Here is a 14,270-nt window from a genome sequence, read left to right on the forward strand (position 1 = left end):
AATATGGATCTACCGACAATGTCGGTGGTTAAGGAGATTGTATGGCTCAAGCGTTCGACGCATCAGCCCAACAGGCACTGCTCATCCAGCGTGCTGAAAGTGCCCTGGCGATGGCTAAACGGATGGGGGCAGATGCCGCTGAGGTGGGGGCAAGTGTCGATCAGGGAATTGGCGTCAGTGTCCGCCAGGGCGAAGTGGAAACCGTCGAGCTTTCCCGTGATCAGGGCATTGCCATCACCGTGTATGTGGGACAGCGTAAGGGTAGCGCGTCGTCCACGGATGCCAGCGAGGCATCGCTGCTGGCAACCGTGGAAAAGGCCCTGTCGATTGCTCGCTATACGGGTGAGGACCCGTCGGCAGGTCTTGCCGATGCGGCGCTTATGGCGACCGATATCCCTGATTTGAAAGTCCATCACCCCTGGGCGTTAACCACCGACCGGGCCATCGAGCTGGCGCTGAGCTGTGAGCAAGCGGGCCGCGAAGTGACAGGCATCACTCAGTCGGATGGTGCTTCGCTATCGAGCGGTGAAGGCGTGCGCGTTTACGCCAACAGCCATGGCTTCGTCGGCACCCAAAAAGGGAGTCGACATTCACTTTCCTGCGTGTTGATTGCTGAAGACGAACAAGGCATGCAGCGTGATATGGACTACACCTCGGCGCGCAACCCTGACGATTTATCCGACCCGGCCGCCGTGGGGCGCGAGGCGGCCAGGCGTACCCTGCGCCGCTTGGGGGCCAGGCGTCCGCCAACGGGCACTTATCCGGTGCTGTTCGATCCAAGTCTGGCAAGTGGCCTGGTGGGCCATCTGATGGGCGCGCTGGCAGGCGGCGCGCTATACCGTCAGGCTTCGTTTCTGTGTGACCGACTCAATACGCCGCTGTTTCCCGATTGGTTTAGCCTTGAAGAACGACCGATGGAGATTGGTGCGACGGCAAGCTCTCCCTTTGATGGGGAAGGGGTTCAAACGCGCAACAACCGCTTTATCGAAAACGGCCAGATAGCGAGCTATATGCTGTCGTCCTACAGCGCACGGCGTTTGGGCATGAAGACGACCGGAAACGCCGGGGGCGCACGCAATCTGCGCATTACCGCGCCGTTATCCAGCCCGGCCGCCCTGTTCGAGCAAATGGGCACCGGTGTCTGGGTGACCGAGCTGATGGGGCAGGGCATTAACGGTGTCACGGGCGACTATTCCCGCGGTGCAGCCGGTTTCTGGGTCGAAAACGGGGTGGTGCAATACCCTATCGAAGAGTTCACCATCGCGGGTAACCTGGAGCGTATGTTCGGTGCGCTGGTGGGCGTGGGTGATGACATTGACCGCCGCGGCAGTATCCATTCCGGTAGCTGGCTGATTGATGGCATGACCATCGCCGGCAACTAGCCGATCGTTGCAGACGGGGTTTTACTTGTCTTCGTCAAAGCGGGCGTCGAACAGCGATTGAATGGCATCCAGGGCCTGTTCGGCGTCATTGCCTTCTGCTTTGATGCATAGCTCCGTGCCACAGGGGGCCGCGAGCATCAGCAGCGCCATGATATTGGCGGCATCGGCTTCCTGCTGCTGTTTATAAACGCGGACATTGGCGTCAAATTGCTGACTGCATTGCACAAGCTTTGTGGCGGCCCGCGCGTGAAGGCCGCGTTGGTTAGTGAGGGTAAGTCTACGTTCTGGCACCCTGGTTCCTTTTGGCTATGAGGGTCTTCGCGATAGATGATGGTTGTCAACGTGGCTCGAACTAAAGCGGCGCGTTGACGGTGTATTGCAAGCCCAGCTCGCGGTGGCGTAAATGTACTTCACCCAGCAGATTGGCGATGCGTTGCGCCAGTTGTTCAGCGATATAAACCGAGCGATGCTGACCGCCGGTACAGCCAATCGCCACCGTCATGTAGCTGCGCTGGCTGTGCTGATAGGCTGGCAGCCAGCGTTCAAGCCAGGCCTCGATATCGCGGGTCATGTCATCGACCAGTGGGTAACTGGACAAAAACGCAATGATATCAGCGTCGCGGCCAGTGGAGCCCCGTAACGCCGGATCCCAGTAGGGGTTGGGCAGGCAGCGGACATCAAAGACAATATCCGCATCCAGCGGAACGCCGCGCTTATAGCCGAAGGACTCGAAAGTCAGCGTTAGCTGGTCGCGCCGCTGATGGGCGACCTGATCAGTGATGCGGCGACGAAGGTCATGCACCGAAAGCCGGGTCGTGTCGATGGTCAAATCGGCCAGATCGCGAATCTCGTGCAGCGTTTGCTCTTCTTTGTCGATGGCTTCTTCTAGCGTGAGGCTGCTGTTGCGGGTTAACGGGTGCCGTCTGCGAGTGGCTGAATAGCGTTCCAGCAAAATGCGTGCGTCGGTGGTGAGATACACGATCTGACACTTGATGGTCCGCTGCCGAAGCTCTTTGAGCAGTTCGGGAAGCTTGGCAAGTGCGCCTGGCAGGTTGCGTGCGTCAATACTGACGGCCAGGTGGGTGCGACCGCCCTGATCGCGCAACTCCTCAACCAGTGAATCCAGCAGCATGGCGGGCAGGTTATCAATAGCGTAATAACCCAGATCTTCCAGCGCCTGCAAGGCTATCGATTTGCCTGACCCTGATCGGCCACTAATAATGACGAGTTGCATGAAGGCTCTCTTGCTTGCGGTCAAGCGACTTGGACAAGCGACCCGGGATTAGGACGGTCCATAAGCGCCTCGCCTTTTTAAAGGCTGGCAGCCTGTTCGCGTATCTTGGCGGAGATGAGGTCCAGCAATTCACGCTGACTACCCGACTTGCGTAGCTGCTGGCGCGTGTCGGCATCATTCATGATGGAGGCAACTTGGCCCAGCAGTGCCAGGTGCGTATCGTCGGCTTCTTCAGGCACGAGCAGAACAAACACCAGGTCAACCGGGTCGCCGTCAATGGCGTCGAAGTCGACCGCTTCATTGAGTTTGAGAAAGCCGGCGATGGGCGAATCACAATGCGGACTTCGCGCATGGGGAATCGCCACGCCGTTACCAATCCCCGTACTGCCGAGGCGTTCACGGCCGATCAGACGGCTGAACACTTCCTGGCTGTCGAGGCTGGGAATGTTTTGTGCGATAAAGGTGCTGAAAAATTCCAGCACCCGTTTTTTGCTGCCCCCGGGCACATCGTAGAGAACGCGTTCCGGGGGGAGGATTGTGGCCAACGTCATTGAATTAACGCACACCTGCGCCCTGGGCGCGGGCTTGTGCTTTTTCCTTATGCTTAACGAGTTGTCGATCGATCTTGTCCGCCAGGGCGTCGATGGCGGCGTACATGTCATTATCGAGGGCCTCGGCATGCAAGTCAGCGCCTGCAGCGTGCAGCGTACAGGCGGCCTGTTGACGCTCTTTTTCGACCGAGAGCGTTACCTGTACGGTGGTGATGTTGTCGTAATGGCGCTCAACGCGTTCCAACTTTTCGTTGACATAGTCACGCAAGGCGTCAGTCAGTTCTACATGATGACCGGTGATATTGACTTGCATTGACGTACTCCTTATCCGTCGGACTGTTCTTCGATTGTAACCCTTTTTGGCGTTAAGCAAAGCCCTTGTAGTGAGTTTCCGTTTTTCTACCGCAAACGGCGTCGTTCGCTTGAAGACGGGATCCCCATGCCTTCGCGATATTTGGCGACCGTGCGTCGGGCCACGTGGATGCCGGCTTCCTCCAGCAGGGTGACCAGACGGCTATCCGACAAGGGTTTGCCGGGGGGTTCTTCCTGGATCAGTTTTTTGAGGCGCGCACGAATGGCCGTACTGGAGTGGCTGTCGCCGTCCTGGCTACTGATCTGGCTGGAAAAGAAGTATTTAAGCTCGAAAATGCCCCGCGGTGTATGGATGAACTTCTGGGTGGTGACACGAGAGATGGTCGATTCGTGCATCTCCACCGCATCGGCAATATCGGCCAGGATAAGCGGCTTCATGGCTTCTTCGCCGTGTTCGAGAAAGCCGATCTGGCGGGTAATGATTTCCCGCCCAACGCGTAGCAGGGTGTCGTTGCGGCTGGAGAGGCTTTTGATCAGCCAGCGGGCTTCCTGCAAGTGGTCCTTGAGAAATTGGTTATCCTGGCTTTTGTCGGCGCGCTTGATCAGGCTGGCGTAATCGGGTTGGATCCTGAGTTTGGGCAAGGCCTCGGGGTTGAGTTCGAGGTGCCAGCCTTCGTTATCGTGGTGAACCACCAGGTCGGGAATCACGTAGCTATCGTCAGTGGCGCTGTAAACGCTGCCGGGGCGCGGGTCCAGGCTTCTGATCAGTTGGATGACGTCATCGAGTTGCGCGTCGTCCAGACCGAGTCGCCGCTTGAGGAGACGCTGATCGTTCTTGCCCAGGGCTTCCAGGAACTGGCGGACCAGCCGCCGGGCAGGCATCAGCAGCGGGGTGTCGTCGGGCAGGGCGGCGAGCTGAAGCATCAGGCATTCGCGAAGATCGCGGGCGAAGATGCCGGTGGGCTCGAACTGTTGCAGTCGCAGCAGAATGGTTTCGACCTCGCGCTGGCTGAGGCCTTCCACGCCCTGATCTCGCAGTCCTTCGCGGATGTCGTTAAGGGGTTGGGTGAGATAGCCGTTAGCATCCAGCGCATCAATCAGGCTCTCGGCCACTAACTGTTCGCGTTGGCTCAAATCGGTCATGGCGAGTTGCCAGAGGAGGTGACCATGAAGGCTTTGCCCGGCTGCCTGGCGCTCGAAGTCAGGCCCGTCGCTGCTTGTGCTGCCGCTGCCAGCCGAATCCTGATAGGTATCTGACCAGTCGCTGTCGACGGACAGCTCCTTGGGAATGCTATCTGCCCACTCGCCTTCTTCCGGCTCGCTGGCGGCTTGTTCGCTTTCGCTGAACTCGTCTTCCTGCTCGAGCATGGGGTTGGCATCGAGCGCTTGCTGAATTTCCTGGCGTAAATCGAGCGTTGATAGCTGTAGCAGGGCAATCGCCTGCTGCAGCTGAGGTGTCATGGTGAGCTGGGTGCCGATCCGCAGTTGAAGAGAAGCTTTCATGACCATCTGAGAACCACTCGTTTATCGGAAAGCATCCACCCTAGTGCGAGTTGTGATCGGGTGCAAGTGCAATAAGTATGCCATTGGCAATAAATATGCCATTAAGGGCTTTAGAGACGAAAATCAGCACCTAGGTAAACGTCACGTACCTCCTGGTTGTCAAGAATAGCGTCCGGGGAACCGCTGGCGATGATATGCCCGTCGCCGACGATGTAGGCCACGTCGCAGATATCCAGTGTTTCGCGCACATTGTGGTCGGTAATCAAGACGCCAATGCCACGGTCCTTCAAGGCGCGGATGATCGACTTGATGTCGCCTACGGAGATGGGGTCTACACCCGCGAAAGGTTCATCCAGCAGAATGAACGCAGGTTCGGTGGCGAGGGACCTTGCGATCTCGACGCGGCGCCGTTCGCCCCCGGAAAGGCTCATGCCCATATTGTCGCGGATATGGGTGATATGAAACTCTTCCAGGAGTGTTTCCAGGCGCGCTTCGCGTCCGGCGCGGTCCAGGTCGTTTCGGGTTTGCAAAATGGCCATGATGTTGTCGGCGACGGAAAGCTTGCGGAAGATCGACGCCTCCTGGGGCAAATAGCCAATGCCTGCCTTGGCGCGCTCGTGCATGGGCGCTCGGGAAAGGTCGAGTTGATCAATACCAACGCTGCCCGCATCTGCCTTGACCAGGCCGACAATCATGTAGAATGACGTGGTCTTGCCAGCGCCATTGGGGCCGAGCAGGCCGACGATGCTGCCCTGTGAGATATCCAGGTTGATGTCTTTCACCACGCGCCGGCGTTTGTAGCTTTTTGCCAAATGACGGGCGTATAGCGTTCGTGTTGCGCTGTTGTCGGCAACGGCCATCTGGCTCTCCTTAACCTTCGGGTTGCAGCGTCATGCGAATGCGCTGCGACTCTTGATTGTCGACATCGGAACGCGCCTTGACGACCTCTTGGTCGATGAAATATTCCAGGCGTCCCCCGGTGAAGCGGTCGCCTTGCTGGATGATTTCCGCCCGATCAATCAACTCGACCCGGCGCTCGGCGACATGGTAGATCACCCGCCGACCCCAGCCTTCCATCGGGCCATCCTGGTCCTCGGGCTGGCGCCGCAAATACGCTCGTTCGCCCAGCGCTGTGGCCCGGGAGAGCTCGCCTTCTTCGTTACGCTGGATTTCCACTTCGTCGCCTCGTATCAGCATGTTGCCTTGGCGAATTTCGACGTCGCCGGTGTAGACCGCTGTACCTGCGCGCTGATCCAGGTCAAGCTGGTCGGCGACGACTTCAACTGGCTGCTGGTGGTTATCCGCCGTCGCGTAAAAGGGCACTAGGCAGGCAGCCGCCATCGCCGTGTAGATAAACGCTTTCATGTTTCATTCCTGTCCGGGTTGCGTCTCCGGAGGGTGGTGGCCTTGAACGTCACCTTCAAGCCGCACTTCCTCCTCGTTGAGCCATGCATCCATACGCCGTGCTGTCATGCGCTGGGGTGGTTGCTGGAGCAGCACATGAGTGTCACTCCACGCATGGGCGGTTTTCCCCTCATAGTGCAGAACGTCCGTGTCAAGCTGCCAGCCTTCTTCAGGGGCGATCAATCTTGCGTCGCCCGAAAGCGTCAGCTCCTGAGAACGGGTATTAAGCGTACCTATCTCTGACGTGGCGTTCCAGACGCGCCGCTCGCTGTCATAAAGCGTGGCATGCGGCGTCTCGGCGAGTGTCGAGGCGGATTGGGGAGTATGCACCAGGCGAGGCGTGGTTAATCCCTGCTGAATATTCCCCTGCTCATCAAACAGCGTCAGCTCGGCGTTGTGGAGGACGTGGCCTGGCTCCTCGGCACGGGCGTCCGGGTCTGTCGGAACGGTTTGAAGGCCGCCCGGGTCCAGCCATACCAGCAAGCCGCCCAGAGCCAGCACGATGAGTGCCAGTCCCAGACGCGTAGGCCATGTCTTTAGCATAGATAGATAGTGCCTCAGCCGTGTAGGTAAGTATCGACAACCGCGCCCCAGTGACCCTGAGCATCAAGCAACGTATCACATATTTCGCGGACAGCGCCGTGTCCCCCCAGGCGTTCGGTGACCCAGTCAGCGTGGGTGTGCATGTAGTCAGGGGCGTTGGGTACCGTGATGCCAACGCCTGAGCGCTTGATGCTGGCCAGGTCAGGCAGGTCGTCACCACAATAGGCAACCTGAGACAAATCAAGATCCAGGCGCTGGCAAAGGCCACGAAGGGCGGCCAGTTTGTCCTCGCAGCCCTGATAAACGTGGGGAATGCCCAGTGCGGCGGCGCGCTGGCTCACCATGGGGGAGTCGCGGCCGGTGATCAGGGCGACCGAGATGCCTGCGCGTTTCAACAGCTTGAGCCCATGGCCGTCCTGGGTATGAAACGCTTTGATTTCGACACCGTCGGCTTGAAAGTAAAGCCGACCGTCGGTGAGAACACCATCGACATCAAGGGCAAATAAGCGAATGCGACGTAGTCGGTCGAGTAGGTCAGCAGAAAGGGACATTGGGTCTCCGGTCGATTGAAGTTAAATAACGCCGCTGGCAAGCAGGTCATGCATATGCAACGCGCCTATCGGGCGCTGGTATTCGTCCACCACTGCCAGCGCGGTAATGCGATTGTCTTCCATGATGCGAACGGCTTCCGCCGCGAGAAGGTCGGGAGATATGCGTTTGCCGGGTCGGGTCATGACGTCATCTACCCGTACGTCACGCAGGTCGTGGAAATTATCCAGGGTGCGGCGCAGGTCGCCATCCGTGTATACGCCGACCAGCAGGCCGTCGGGGTCCACCACGCAGGTGAACCCCAGTCCCTGCTGGGTGATCTCCAGTAACGCATCGCGCAGGGGGCTGCCCAGGGCAACCTGGGGAAGGCGTTCGCCCTGGTGCATCAGATCGCGAACGCGCAGCAGCAGGCGTCGGCCCAGGCTGCCGCCGGGATGCGACAGGGCAAAATCCTCGGCGGTAAAGCCGCGTGCTTCAAGCAGGGCAACCGCGAGAGCATCGCCCAGGGCTAATGCCGCTGTCGTGGAGCTTGTCGGCGCAAGATCCAGCGGGCAGGCCTCTCGGTCGACACTGCTGTTCAGGTGCGCATCCGCATGCTGGGCAAGCGTAGAGGCCGGGCGTCCGGTCATGCTGATCAGCGGTGTGCCCAGGCGCTTCAGCAGCGGCAGCAAGGCCGTCACTTCAGCGGTTTCCCCGGAGTTCGAGAGCGCGACCACGACATCGTTGCGGGTAATCATGCCCAGATCACCATGGCTGGCTTCGCCAGGGTGGACAAAAAACGCCGGCGAGCCGGTGCTGGCCAGTGTCGCCGCGATTTTACCGGCAATATGGCCTGACTTGCCCATGCCGGTAACCACCACGCGTCCCTGGCAGGCCAGAATCAGCTCGCAGGCATGATCGAAGTGCGCATCCAGTTTGCTGGCCAAGCCTGCGATGGCAGCTTGCTCAATGTCTAGCGTGCGCAATGCGCTTTGGCGAAAGGGAGTGGTTTCAGTTGTTGCTGGCATGGGCAATCGGTGGCTCGTTAAAAATGACAATCTGGCGTAAGAGTAACATTGACCGAGTGGACTTTGCCCCATCGTTTTGTCGTGAGAACAAGCGGTGCTCGCTTGTCGTCGTCAGGTAGGGTTAGAATACGTTGTTCGATAATGGTTTTTTAAACGTGGTTTTTTAAATACAGTTTTTAAAATACGGGTTTTTAATCACTGTTTACTTATTGCTTGCTGCGTGAAACGAGCGAATCTGCAAGTAAACGCGAGAGTTGATGGTTCCATGAGCGATGTGCCTTTTATTGAAGTCGATAACCTGTATTTTTCGCGGGGCGATACCGAGATTTTCCGCGGGGTGAACATGACCATCCCGCGCGGTAAAGTGACGGCAATCATGGGGCCCAGCGGGACAGGCAAAACGACCCTGTTAAAGCTTATCGGCGGGCAGCTGACCCCCGATAAGGGCCGCGTGCTGATCGACGGGGACGACGTGCATCGGCTGTCGCGCAAGGCGCTATTTGCGCTACGCAAGCGCATGGGCATGCTGTTTCAAAGTGGGGCGCTGTTTTCTGATCTGGATGTATATGAAAACGTGGCATTTCCGTTGCGGGTTCATACGGACCTGCCCGATGCCATGATACGTGATCTTGTGTTGCTCAAGCTTCAGGCAGTGGGGCTGCGCGGCGCGCGGCACCTTACGCCAGCCGAGCTCTCCGGGGGGATGGCCCGGCGCGTTGCGCTGGCGCGGGCCGTGGCGCTGGATCCGGAACTGATCCTCTACGACGAGCCGTTTGTGGGGCAGGATCCGATTTCCATGGGCGTGCTCGTGCAACTGATCAAACGGCTGAATCAGGCGCTGAACCTGACCTCCGTGGTGGTTTCCCACGATATCAAGGAGACCCTGACGATTGCCGATTATCTTTACTTTATTTCCGAGGGGCATGTGGTCGCCCATGGAACGCCAGCGGATCTCGACGTCAACCAGGACGCGCGGGTGAAGCAGTTTATCCATGGTGAGCCTGATGGCCCGGTACCTTTCCATTATCCAGCCGCTCAGTTTTACCCGGATATGCTGGGCGATACGGCGACCCGAGGAGGAGCCTGATGTCGATGAAGGGAGGGCAGGTTGCCACGCGGATTACCCGGTTAGGGCGGCGCAGCTGCGATGTAGTGGAAGCGCTGGGCCGTGCCGGGGTGTTTCTTGCCCAGTCGGCAGTGGGGGTCCCATCAGCCGAAGGCTTTCGCCTGTGGGTTCGCCAGCTGCATTTTGTCGGCGTCTTGTCGCTGGCCATCGTGCTGGTATCCGGCCTATTTATCGGCATGGTGCTGGCGCTTCAGGGCTATACGATCCTGATTGATTTTGGCGCCGAGGACGCCCTGGGTCAGATGGTGGCGCTTTCGCTGTTACGTGAATTGGCCCCGGTGGTTGCTGCACTGTTATTTGCCGGCCGTGCCGGTTCGGCGCTGACCGCCGAGATCGGTTTGATGAAAGCCACCGAGCAGCTTACCAGCATGGAAATGATTGGCGTGGATCCGCTGAGAAGGGTGGTTGCACCGCGTTTCTGGGCAGGTGTCGTGGCGCTGCCAATTCTCACCGTGGGGTTCAGTGTTGTCGGTATTTGGGGCGGCTATCTGGTTGGCGTCGAGTGGCTGGGTGTTTTCGAAGGTTCCTACTGGAGCAACATGCAGGCCAGCGTGGCGTTCATCAACGACATCGGCAACGGCATGATCAAAAGCATCGTGTTCGCCGTGGTGGTCACCTGGATTGCGGTTTTCCAGGGCTATGATCTGTTGCCAACCTCCGAAGGTATTTCCCGTGCGACAACGCGTACCGTTGTCTATTCGTCGCTTGCGGTACTGGGGCTTGATTTCATATTAACCGCCGTTATGTTTGGCGGCCTCTGATTAGCTGGAGCAGTTTCATGAAGCGAAGTAGGACCATGGAGTTTGGCGTCGGCCTGTTTATCCTGGTGGGCATTCTGGGGTTGGTGTTTCTGGGGCTGCGGGTAAGTGGTTTGACCTTCTCGGGCGCGTCGAATACGTACCAACTGGAGGCTAACTTTTCCAATATTGGCGGCCTGAAGCCCCGCGCGCGGGTGTCCATGGCGGGTGTCACGGTGGGGCACGTCGAGTCCATCGAGCTGGATACCGAATGGTATGACGCCCGGGTAACGCTGAGCCTGACCAATGAGTTGAAGGGCCAGATTTCCCGGGATGCCACGGCCGCGATCTTGACCTCGGGGCTGCTAGGCGAACAGTACGTTGGCCTGAGTATGGGGGGAGATCCTGAGATGCTCGAGGAAGGCGATACGATACGCGATACCCAGTCGGCGCTGGTGCTCGAAGAACTTATTCAGCAATTTATATCCAATATGGCAACCAACTGATTATTGTGATGCGGTACGGTTTGCCGTTTTTATTTGACCCGCTGGCGTTGAGCGCTTGCGTTGAAACAGGTGACGGAGACGTGTTCGCCGTCAATAGGAGGATAAAAGGATGTCTGTAAAGAAATGGTCGCTAATGTTGGTGTCCACCTTCGCCGTTGCACTGCTTGCCGCGATGGTGCCGCTCTCGGCAAGCGCGCAACCCGAGCCGCCCGAAGAGATGATCCGCAACAACATCAACGAATTCATGGCCCAGCTTGAAGGCCGGGAAGCGTACTACGAAGAAAATATCGATGAGCTGAAGCAGGAAGTCGATGACAGCCTGGAACAAGTGGCTGATTTTCGCTACATCGGGGCCAGCGTGATGGGAAGTTATTTCCGCAATGCGTCGCCGGAGCAGCGCAGCCGTTTTGTTGACGTGTTCCGTCAAACGCTTATCGATACGTATACACGCGGACTGGTGACCTTCGACTACGAAGAGATTCGCGTTCTGGATGATCAGCGTCCCCGGCGTGAAGAAGACCGGGCGAGTGTGGCGATGGAAGTCGTCGCCACTAATGGCGATGTATATCCCGTCAACTATAGTCTGCGGCTATCTGACGGCGAGTGGCGCGTTGTCAACGTCATTGTGAACGGTATCAATCTGGGGCTTACCTTCCGTAACCAGTTTGACCAGGCAATGCGTGACAATAACCGGGATTACGATGCGGTGATCGATAGCTGGGCACCGGAGGTAGGCGTCGAAGAGCTCGAAGAAGGGGGCGATGCGTGACGGTGATATTTACCGATCGCGATGTATCGCTGCGCCAGCAGCCTGATGGTTTGAGCGTACAGGGGGACGTGGATATTGCCTCTGCGGCAGCGCTTGCCGCAGAGGGCTCGCGCTGGCTGTCCAGTCAGCAGCCCGAGACGGTCGCGTTTGATTTCAGCAAGGTGTTAACACCGCGCAACGTTGCCTTGAGCGTCTTGCTCCAGTGGCTGCGCACCTGCCATCAGTATCGTATCAGGGTGACGTCCATTGTCCTGTCAGCGCCGCTCCAGCGGCTTGCCGAACTTGCCGAGTTGGACGCGCTGATCCAGGCGCCTGACGAACAGCCTGTCGACTGATCCTTGGGCGTCGCCAAAGCGTCGGCTTTTCTTTATGATGTCATCCTCTTGATGTCCATCCAGCCCTTTACCAATGTCCTTTAAGGAGTCTCTGACCTATGCAACCCCAAGAGGTGAAAGCCCTGCTCGAATCGCGTGTCGATGGATGTGAGTTCCATATCCAGGGAGAAGGCTGCAATTTTCAGGTGATTGCAGTGGGCGATGCCTTTGAAGGATTGTCGCCCGTGAAGCGTCAGCAACTGGTGTACTCCGCCTTGAGCGACGAGATTGCTTCGGGGGCCCTGCACGCGATCAGCATCAAAACCTATACCCCGGCACAGTGGCAAACCGCCGCTGAAAACGCGCAGTAACGGTTATTTCATGGATAAACTCATTATTACCGGTAACGGGTCGGTCGACGGAGAAGTTTGGGTCAGCGGTGCCAAAAACGCGGCATTGCCCATCCTCTGCGCAAGCCTGTTATCCAAAGGGCCCGTGGTGATCGGTAATTTGCCACACCTGCAGGACATCACCACCACTTTGGAGCTGCTTGGCCGTATGGGCGTCGAGCCGGTAATGGGGGATAACCTCACCATCCAGCTGGACGGCTCTCAGGTCACTCACTGCCATGCGCCCTATGAGCTGGTAAAGAAGATGCGCGCCTCCATTCTGGTGCTGGGGCCTTTGCTGGCACATTTCGGCCAGGCTGATGTGTCCTTGCCCGGCGGCTGCGCAATCGGTTCGCGCCCGGTGGACCTGCACATTCGCGGGCTCGAAGCCATGGGCGCCGAGATTCGCGTCGAAGCGGGTTATATTCGTGCCCGCGTGGATGGTCGCCTGAAAGGGGCGACGATTTACTTTGACACCGTGACGGTTACCGGTACCGAGAACCTGTTGATGGCCGCTACGCTTGCGGAAGGCGTCACCGTGCTTGAAAACGCCGCCCGTGAGCCTGAAGTCGTCGACCTGGCTGAATGCCTGATCAAGATGGGCGCACGGATCAGCGGTCACGGCACTGATACCATTACGATCGAAGGAGTGGAGACACTCAGCGGCTGCCATCACGATGTCATGCCCGACCGCATCGAGACCGGTACCTTTCTGGTGGCGGCCGCCATGACCGGCGGTCGCGTGAAAGTCAAACGCACCCGGGCAGACATCCTTGAAGCAGTGCTTGCCAAGCTCGAAGAAGCGGGCGCCGAGATTTCTACCGGCGACAACTGGATTGCCCTGGACATGCATGGTAAACGCCCGCGTGCGGTCAATATCCGCACCGCGCCGTACCCGGCCTTCCCCACCGATATGCAAGCCCAGTTCGTGGCCATGAATGCCGTGGCTGAAGGGTCGTCGAGAGTGGTTGAAACGATTTTTGAAAACCGTTTCATGCACGTTCAGGAACTGAACCGCATGGGCGCTGATATCGTTCTGGAGGGCAATGCCGCCTTGATTAACGGTGTTGACAAACTCTCGGGGGCGCCAGTGATGGCGACGGATCTGCGCGCGTCTGCTTCTTTGGTGATTGCCGCCATGATGGCGGAAGGCGAAACCCTGGTCGATCGCATTTATCATATCGACCGTGGCTATGAATGCATCGAGGAAAAACTGCAGCTGCTGGGTGCGCGTATCCGCCGTATCCCAGGCTGAGCCTGGCCTCCAACCATTGGCATCCAAAATGAGTAAGCAACTGATTTTAGCCCTCTCGAAGGGCCGTATTCTGGAAGAGACGCTGCCGCTGCTAGCCGATGCGGGCATTACGCCTACTGAGGATTTGAATAAAAGCCGCAAGCTGCTGTTCGATACCAATCTGCCCGACGTCAAATTCGTTGTGATCAGAGCAACGGACGTGCCGACTTACGTTCAGCTTGGGGCCGCCGACCTGGGGGTCGCCGGTAAGGATGTTCTTTTAGAGCACGGTGCCGAAGGGCTCTATGAGCCGCTTGATCTCGATATTGCACGTTGCAAGCTGATGACCGCTGGCGTTACCGGTGAGTCGCCGAAGCTGGCGCGTCGCCGGGTGGCAACGAAATTCGTCAATATCGCCCGGCGCTACTACGCCGAGCAAGGTATCCAGGCCGAGGTGATCAAGCTTTATGGCGCCATGGAACTGGCGCCGTTGATGAACCTGGCCGACGAAATTGTCGACATCGTCGACACCGGCAATACCCTGCGCGCCAATGGCATGGAGCCGCGGGAGCTGATTGCGCCGATCAGCACCCGCCTGGTGGCCAACAAGGCGGCCATGACAATGAAGCACGCACGTATCAAGCCATTGCTGGCGCGCCTGGAACGTGCCATTGCCGACCGCAAGACGATATCGACTGCCGACTAAGTGA

General features: G+C 58.2%; 19 protein-coding genes. 9 read left to right on the forward strand and 10 right to left on the reverse strand.

From position 1 onward, the window contains the following. Window positions 1-41: 41 nt before the first annotated feature. Window positions 42-1,382 carry a metalloprotease PmbA gene (gene pmbA, locus NH395_RS00870; RefSeq protein ID WP_253021737.1) on the forward strand — a complete coding sequence of 447 codons (1,341 nt, stop codon included), beginning with the start codon at window positions 42-44 and terminating at the stop codon, window positions 1,380-1,382. Between the two features lie 21 nt (window positions 1,383-1,403). Here pmbA and NH395_RS00875 read toward each other — a convergent pair whose 3' ends face one another. The 10 genes from NH395_RS00875 to NH395_RS00920 form a co-directional block, all read right to left on the reverse strand. Continuing rightward, complete coding sequence (locus tag NH395_RS00875; RefSeq protein ID WP_253021739.1) at window positions 1,404-1,673, reverse strand: HPr family phosphocarrier protein; 270 nt, start codon at window positions 1,671-1,673, stop codon at window positions 1,404-1,406. A 61-nt stretch (window positions 1,674-1,734) separates the two neighbouring features. Then, window positions 1,735-2,616 (reverse strand): RNase adapter RapZ, encoded by an 882-nt coding sequence (rapZ, locus tag NH395_RS00880; protein WP_253021741.1) that lies wholly within the window; start codon window positions 2,614-2,616, stop codon window positions 1,735-1,737. Window positions 2,617-2,693: 77 nt separating this feature from the next. Beyond that, complete coding sequence (locus tag NH395_RS00885) at window positions 2,694-3,167, reverse strand: PTS sugar transporter subunit IIA (protein WP_066321137.1); 474 nt, start codon at window positions 3,165-3,167, stop codon at window positions 2,694-2,696. Window positions 3,168-3,171: 4 nt separating this feature from the next. Continuing rightward, window positions 3,172-3,480, reverse strand: coding sequence for a ribosome-associated translation inhibitor RaiA (raiA, locus tag NH395_RS00890; protein ID WP_027335376.1), 309 nt, complete (start codon window positions 3,478-3,480; stop codon window positions 3,172-3,174). An 86-nt stretch (window positions 3,481-3,566) separates the two neighbouring features. Further along, window positions 3,567-4,988 carry an RNA polymerase factor sigma-54 gene (locus NH395_RS00895; RefSeq protein WP_253021742.1) on the reverse strand — a complete coding sequence of 474 codons (1,422 nt, stop codon included), beginning with the start codon at window positions 4,986-4,988 and terminating at the stop codon, window positions 3,567-3,569. 104 nt (window positions 4,989-5,092) lie between these two features. Next, window positions 5,093-5,842, reverse strand: a complete 750-nt coding sequence (gene lptB, locus NH395_RS00900) for an LPS export ABC transporter ATP-binding protein (protein ID WP_253021744.1) — start codon at window positions 5,840-5,842, stop codon at window positions 5,093-5,095. A gap of 10 nt (window positions 5,843-5,852) precedes the next feature. Further along, on the reverse strand, window positions 5,853-6,347 hold the full coding sequence (gene lptA, locus NH395_RS00905) for a lipopolysaccharide transport periplasmic protein LptA (RefSeq protein ID WP_253021746.1): 495 nt from the start codon (window positions 6,345-6,347) through the stop codon (window positions 5,853-5,855). A 3-nt stretch (window positions 6,348-6,350) separates the two neighbouring features. Continuing rightward, a complete protein-coding gene (gene lptC, locus NH395_RS00910; protein WP_253021748.1) occupies window positions 6,351-6,929 on the reverse strand; it encodes an LPS export ABC transporter periplasmic protein LptC in 579 nt (192 codons plus the stop codon). A 14-nt stretch (window positions 6,930-6,943) separates the two neighbouring features. Continuing rightward, window positions 6,944-7,480: an HAD hydrolase family protein gene (locus NH395_RS00915; RefSeq protein ID WP_253021750.1), complete on the reverse strand. Its 537-nt coding sequence runs from the start codon at window positions 7,478-7,480 to the stop codon at window positions 6,944-6,946. A 21-nt stretch (window positions 7,481-7,501) separates the two neighbouring features. After that, window positions 7,502-8,485, reverse strand: coding sequence for a KpsF/GutQ family sugar-phosphate isomerase (locus tag NH395_RS00920; protein ID WP_253021752.1), 984 nt, complete (start codon window positions 8,483-8,485; stop codon window positions 7,502-7,504). Window positions 8,486-8,750: 265 nt separating this feature from the next. On the opposite strand from NH395_RS00920, the gene NH395_RS00925 reads away from it, so the two are divergent. From NH395_RS00925 to hisG, 8 genes are all read left to right on the forward strand, one after another. Beyond that, entirely contained in the window at window positions 8,751-9,572 is an 822-nt protein-coding gene (locus NH395_RS00925; protein ID WP_253021754.1) for an ATP-binding cassette domain-containing protein, read from the forward strand. 5 nt (window positions 9,573-9,577) lie between these two features. Then, on the forward strand, window positions 9,578-10,372 hold the full coding sequence (gene mlaE, locus NH395_RS00930; RefSeq protein WP_253022406.1) for a lipid asymmetry maintenance ABC transporter permease subunit MlaE: 795 nt from the start codon (window positions 9,578-9,580) through the stop codon (window positions 10,370-10,372). A gap of 17 nt (window positions 10,373-10,389) precedes the next feature. Then, the gene (mlaD, locus tag NH395_RS00935; protein WP_253021756.1) at window positions 10,390-10,854 is read left to right on the forward strand and encodes an outer membrane lipid asymmetry maintenance protein MlaD; all 465 of its coding nucleotides are present in this window, start codon (window positions 10,390-10,392) and stop codon (window positions 10,852-10,854) included. 172 nt (window positions 10,855-11,026) lie between these two features. Further along, window positions 11,027-11,623 carry an ABC transporter substrate-binding protein gene (locus NH395_RS00940; RefSeq protein ID WP_253022407.1) on the forward strand — a complete coding sequence of 199 codons (597 nt, stop codon included), beginning with the start codon at window positions 11,027-11,029 and terminating at the stop codon, window positions 11,621-11,623. Next, complete coding sequence (locus NH395_RS00945) at window positions 11,620-11,958, forward strand: STAS domain-containing protein (RefSeq protein WP_253021758.1); 339 nt, start codon at window positions 11,620-11,622, stop codon at window positions 11,956-11,958. Before NH395_RS00940 ends, NH395_RS00945 begins: the two co-directional genes overlap by 4 nt. A gap of 98 nt (window positions 11,959-12,056) precedes the next feature. Continuing rightward, window positions 12,057-12,308: a BolA family protein gene (locus NH395_RS00950; RefSeq protein ID WP_066321120.1), complete on the forward strand. Its 252-nt coding sequence runs from the start codon at window positions 12,057-12,059 to the stop codon at window positions 12,306-12,308. A gap of 10 nt (window positions 12,309-12,318) precedes the next feature. Then, window positions 12,319-13,581 carry a UDP-N-acetylglucosamine 1-carboxyvinyltransferase gene (gene murA / locus NH395_RS00955; RefSeq protein ID WP_066321119.1) on the forward strand — a complete coding sequence of 421 codons (1,263 nt, stop codon included), beginning with the start codon at window positions 12,319-12,321 and terminating at the stop codon, window positions 13,579-13,581. A gap of 28 nt (window positions 13,582-13,609) precedes the next feature. Continuing rightward, window positions 13,610-14,266, forward strand: a complete 657-nt coding sequence (gene hisG, locus NH395_RS00960; protein ID WP_253021760.1) for an ATP phosphoribosyltransferase — start codon at window positions 13,610-13,612, stop codon at window positions 14,264-14,266. Window positions 14,267-14,270: the final 4 nt, after the last annotated feature.

The sequence above is a fragment of the Halomonas sp. Mc5H-6 genome, assembly GCF_024124705.1.
In the GTDB taxonomy this organism is placed as follows: Bacteria; Pseudomonadota; Gammaproteobacteria; order Pseudomonadales; family Halomonadaceae; genus Vreelandella; species Vreelandella subterranea.

Excerpts from the sequence above, each read along its gene's own strand:
- pmbA (WP_253021737.1), top strand. The coding sequence starts at position 42 with ATGGCTCAAGCGTTCGACGCATCAGCCCAACAGGCACTGCTCATCCAG.
- rapZ (WP_253021741.1), bottom strand. The coding sequence starts at position 2,616 with ATGCAACTCGTCATTATTAGTGGCCGATCAGGGTCAGGCAAATCGATA.
- NH395_RS00885 (WP_066321137.1), bottom strand. The coding sequence starts at position 3,167 with ATGACGTTGGCCACAATCCTCCCCCCGGAACGCGTTCTCTACGATGTG.
- raiA (WP_027335376.1), bottom strand. The coding sequence starts at position 3,480 with ATGCAAGTCAATATCACCGGTCATCATGTAGAACTGACTGACGCCTTG.
- NH395_RS00895 (WP_253021742.1), bottom strand. The coding sequence starts at position 4,988 with ATGGTCATGAAAGCTTCTCTTCAACTGCGGATCGGCACCCAGCTCACC.
- lptB (WP_253021744.1), bottom strand. The coding sequence starts at position 5,842 with ATGGCCGTTGCCGACAACAGCGCAACACGAACGCTATACGCCCGTCAT.
- lptA (WP_253021746.1), bottom strand. The coding sequence starts at position 6,347 with ATGAAAGCGTTTATCTACACGGCGATGGCGGCTGCCTGCCTAGTGCCC.
- lptC (WP_253021748.1), bottom strand. The coding sequence starts at position 6,929 with ATGCTAAAGACATGGCCTACGCGTCTGGGACTGGCACTCATCGTGCTG.
- NH395_RS00915 (WP_253021750.1), bottom strand. The coding sequence starts at position 7,480 with ATGTCCCTTTCTGCTGACCTACTCGACCGACTACGTCGCATTCGCTTA.
- NH395_RS00920 (WP_253021752.1), bottom strand. The coding sequence starts at position 8,485 with ATGCCAGCAACAACTGAAACCACTCCCTTTCGCCAAAGCGCATTGCGC.
- NH395_RS00925 (WP_253021754.1), top strand. The coding sequence starts at position 8,751 with ATGAGCGATGTGCCTTTTATTGAAGTCGATAACCTGTATTTTTCGCGG.
- mlaE (WP_253022406.1), top strand. The coding sequence starts at position 9,578 with ATGAAGGGAGGGCAGGTTGCCACGCGGATTACCCGGTTAGGGCGGCGC.
- mlaD (WP_253021756.1), top strand. The coding sequence starts at position 10,390 with ATGAAGCGAAGTAGGACCATGGAGTTTGGCGTCGGCCTGTTTATCCTG.
- NH395_RS00940 (WP_253022407.1), top strand. The coding sequence starts at position 11,027 with ATGGTGCCGCTCTCGGCAAGCGCGCAACCCGAGCCGCCCGAAGAGATG.
- NH395_RS00950 (WP_066321120.1), top strand. The coding sequence starts at position 12,057 with ATGCAACCCCAAGAGGTGAAAGCCCTGCTCGAATCGCGTGTCGATGGA.
- murA (WP_066321119.1), top strand. The coding sequence starts at position 12,319 with ATGGATAAACTCATTATTACCGGTAACGGGTCGGTCGACGGAGAAGTT.
- hisG (WP_253021760.1), top strand. The coding sequence starts at position 13,610 with ATGAGTAAGCAACTGATTTTAGCCCTCTCGAAGGGCCGTATTCTGGAA.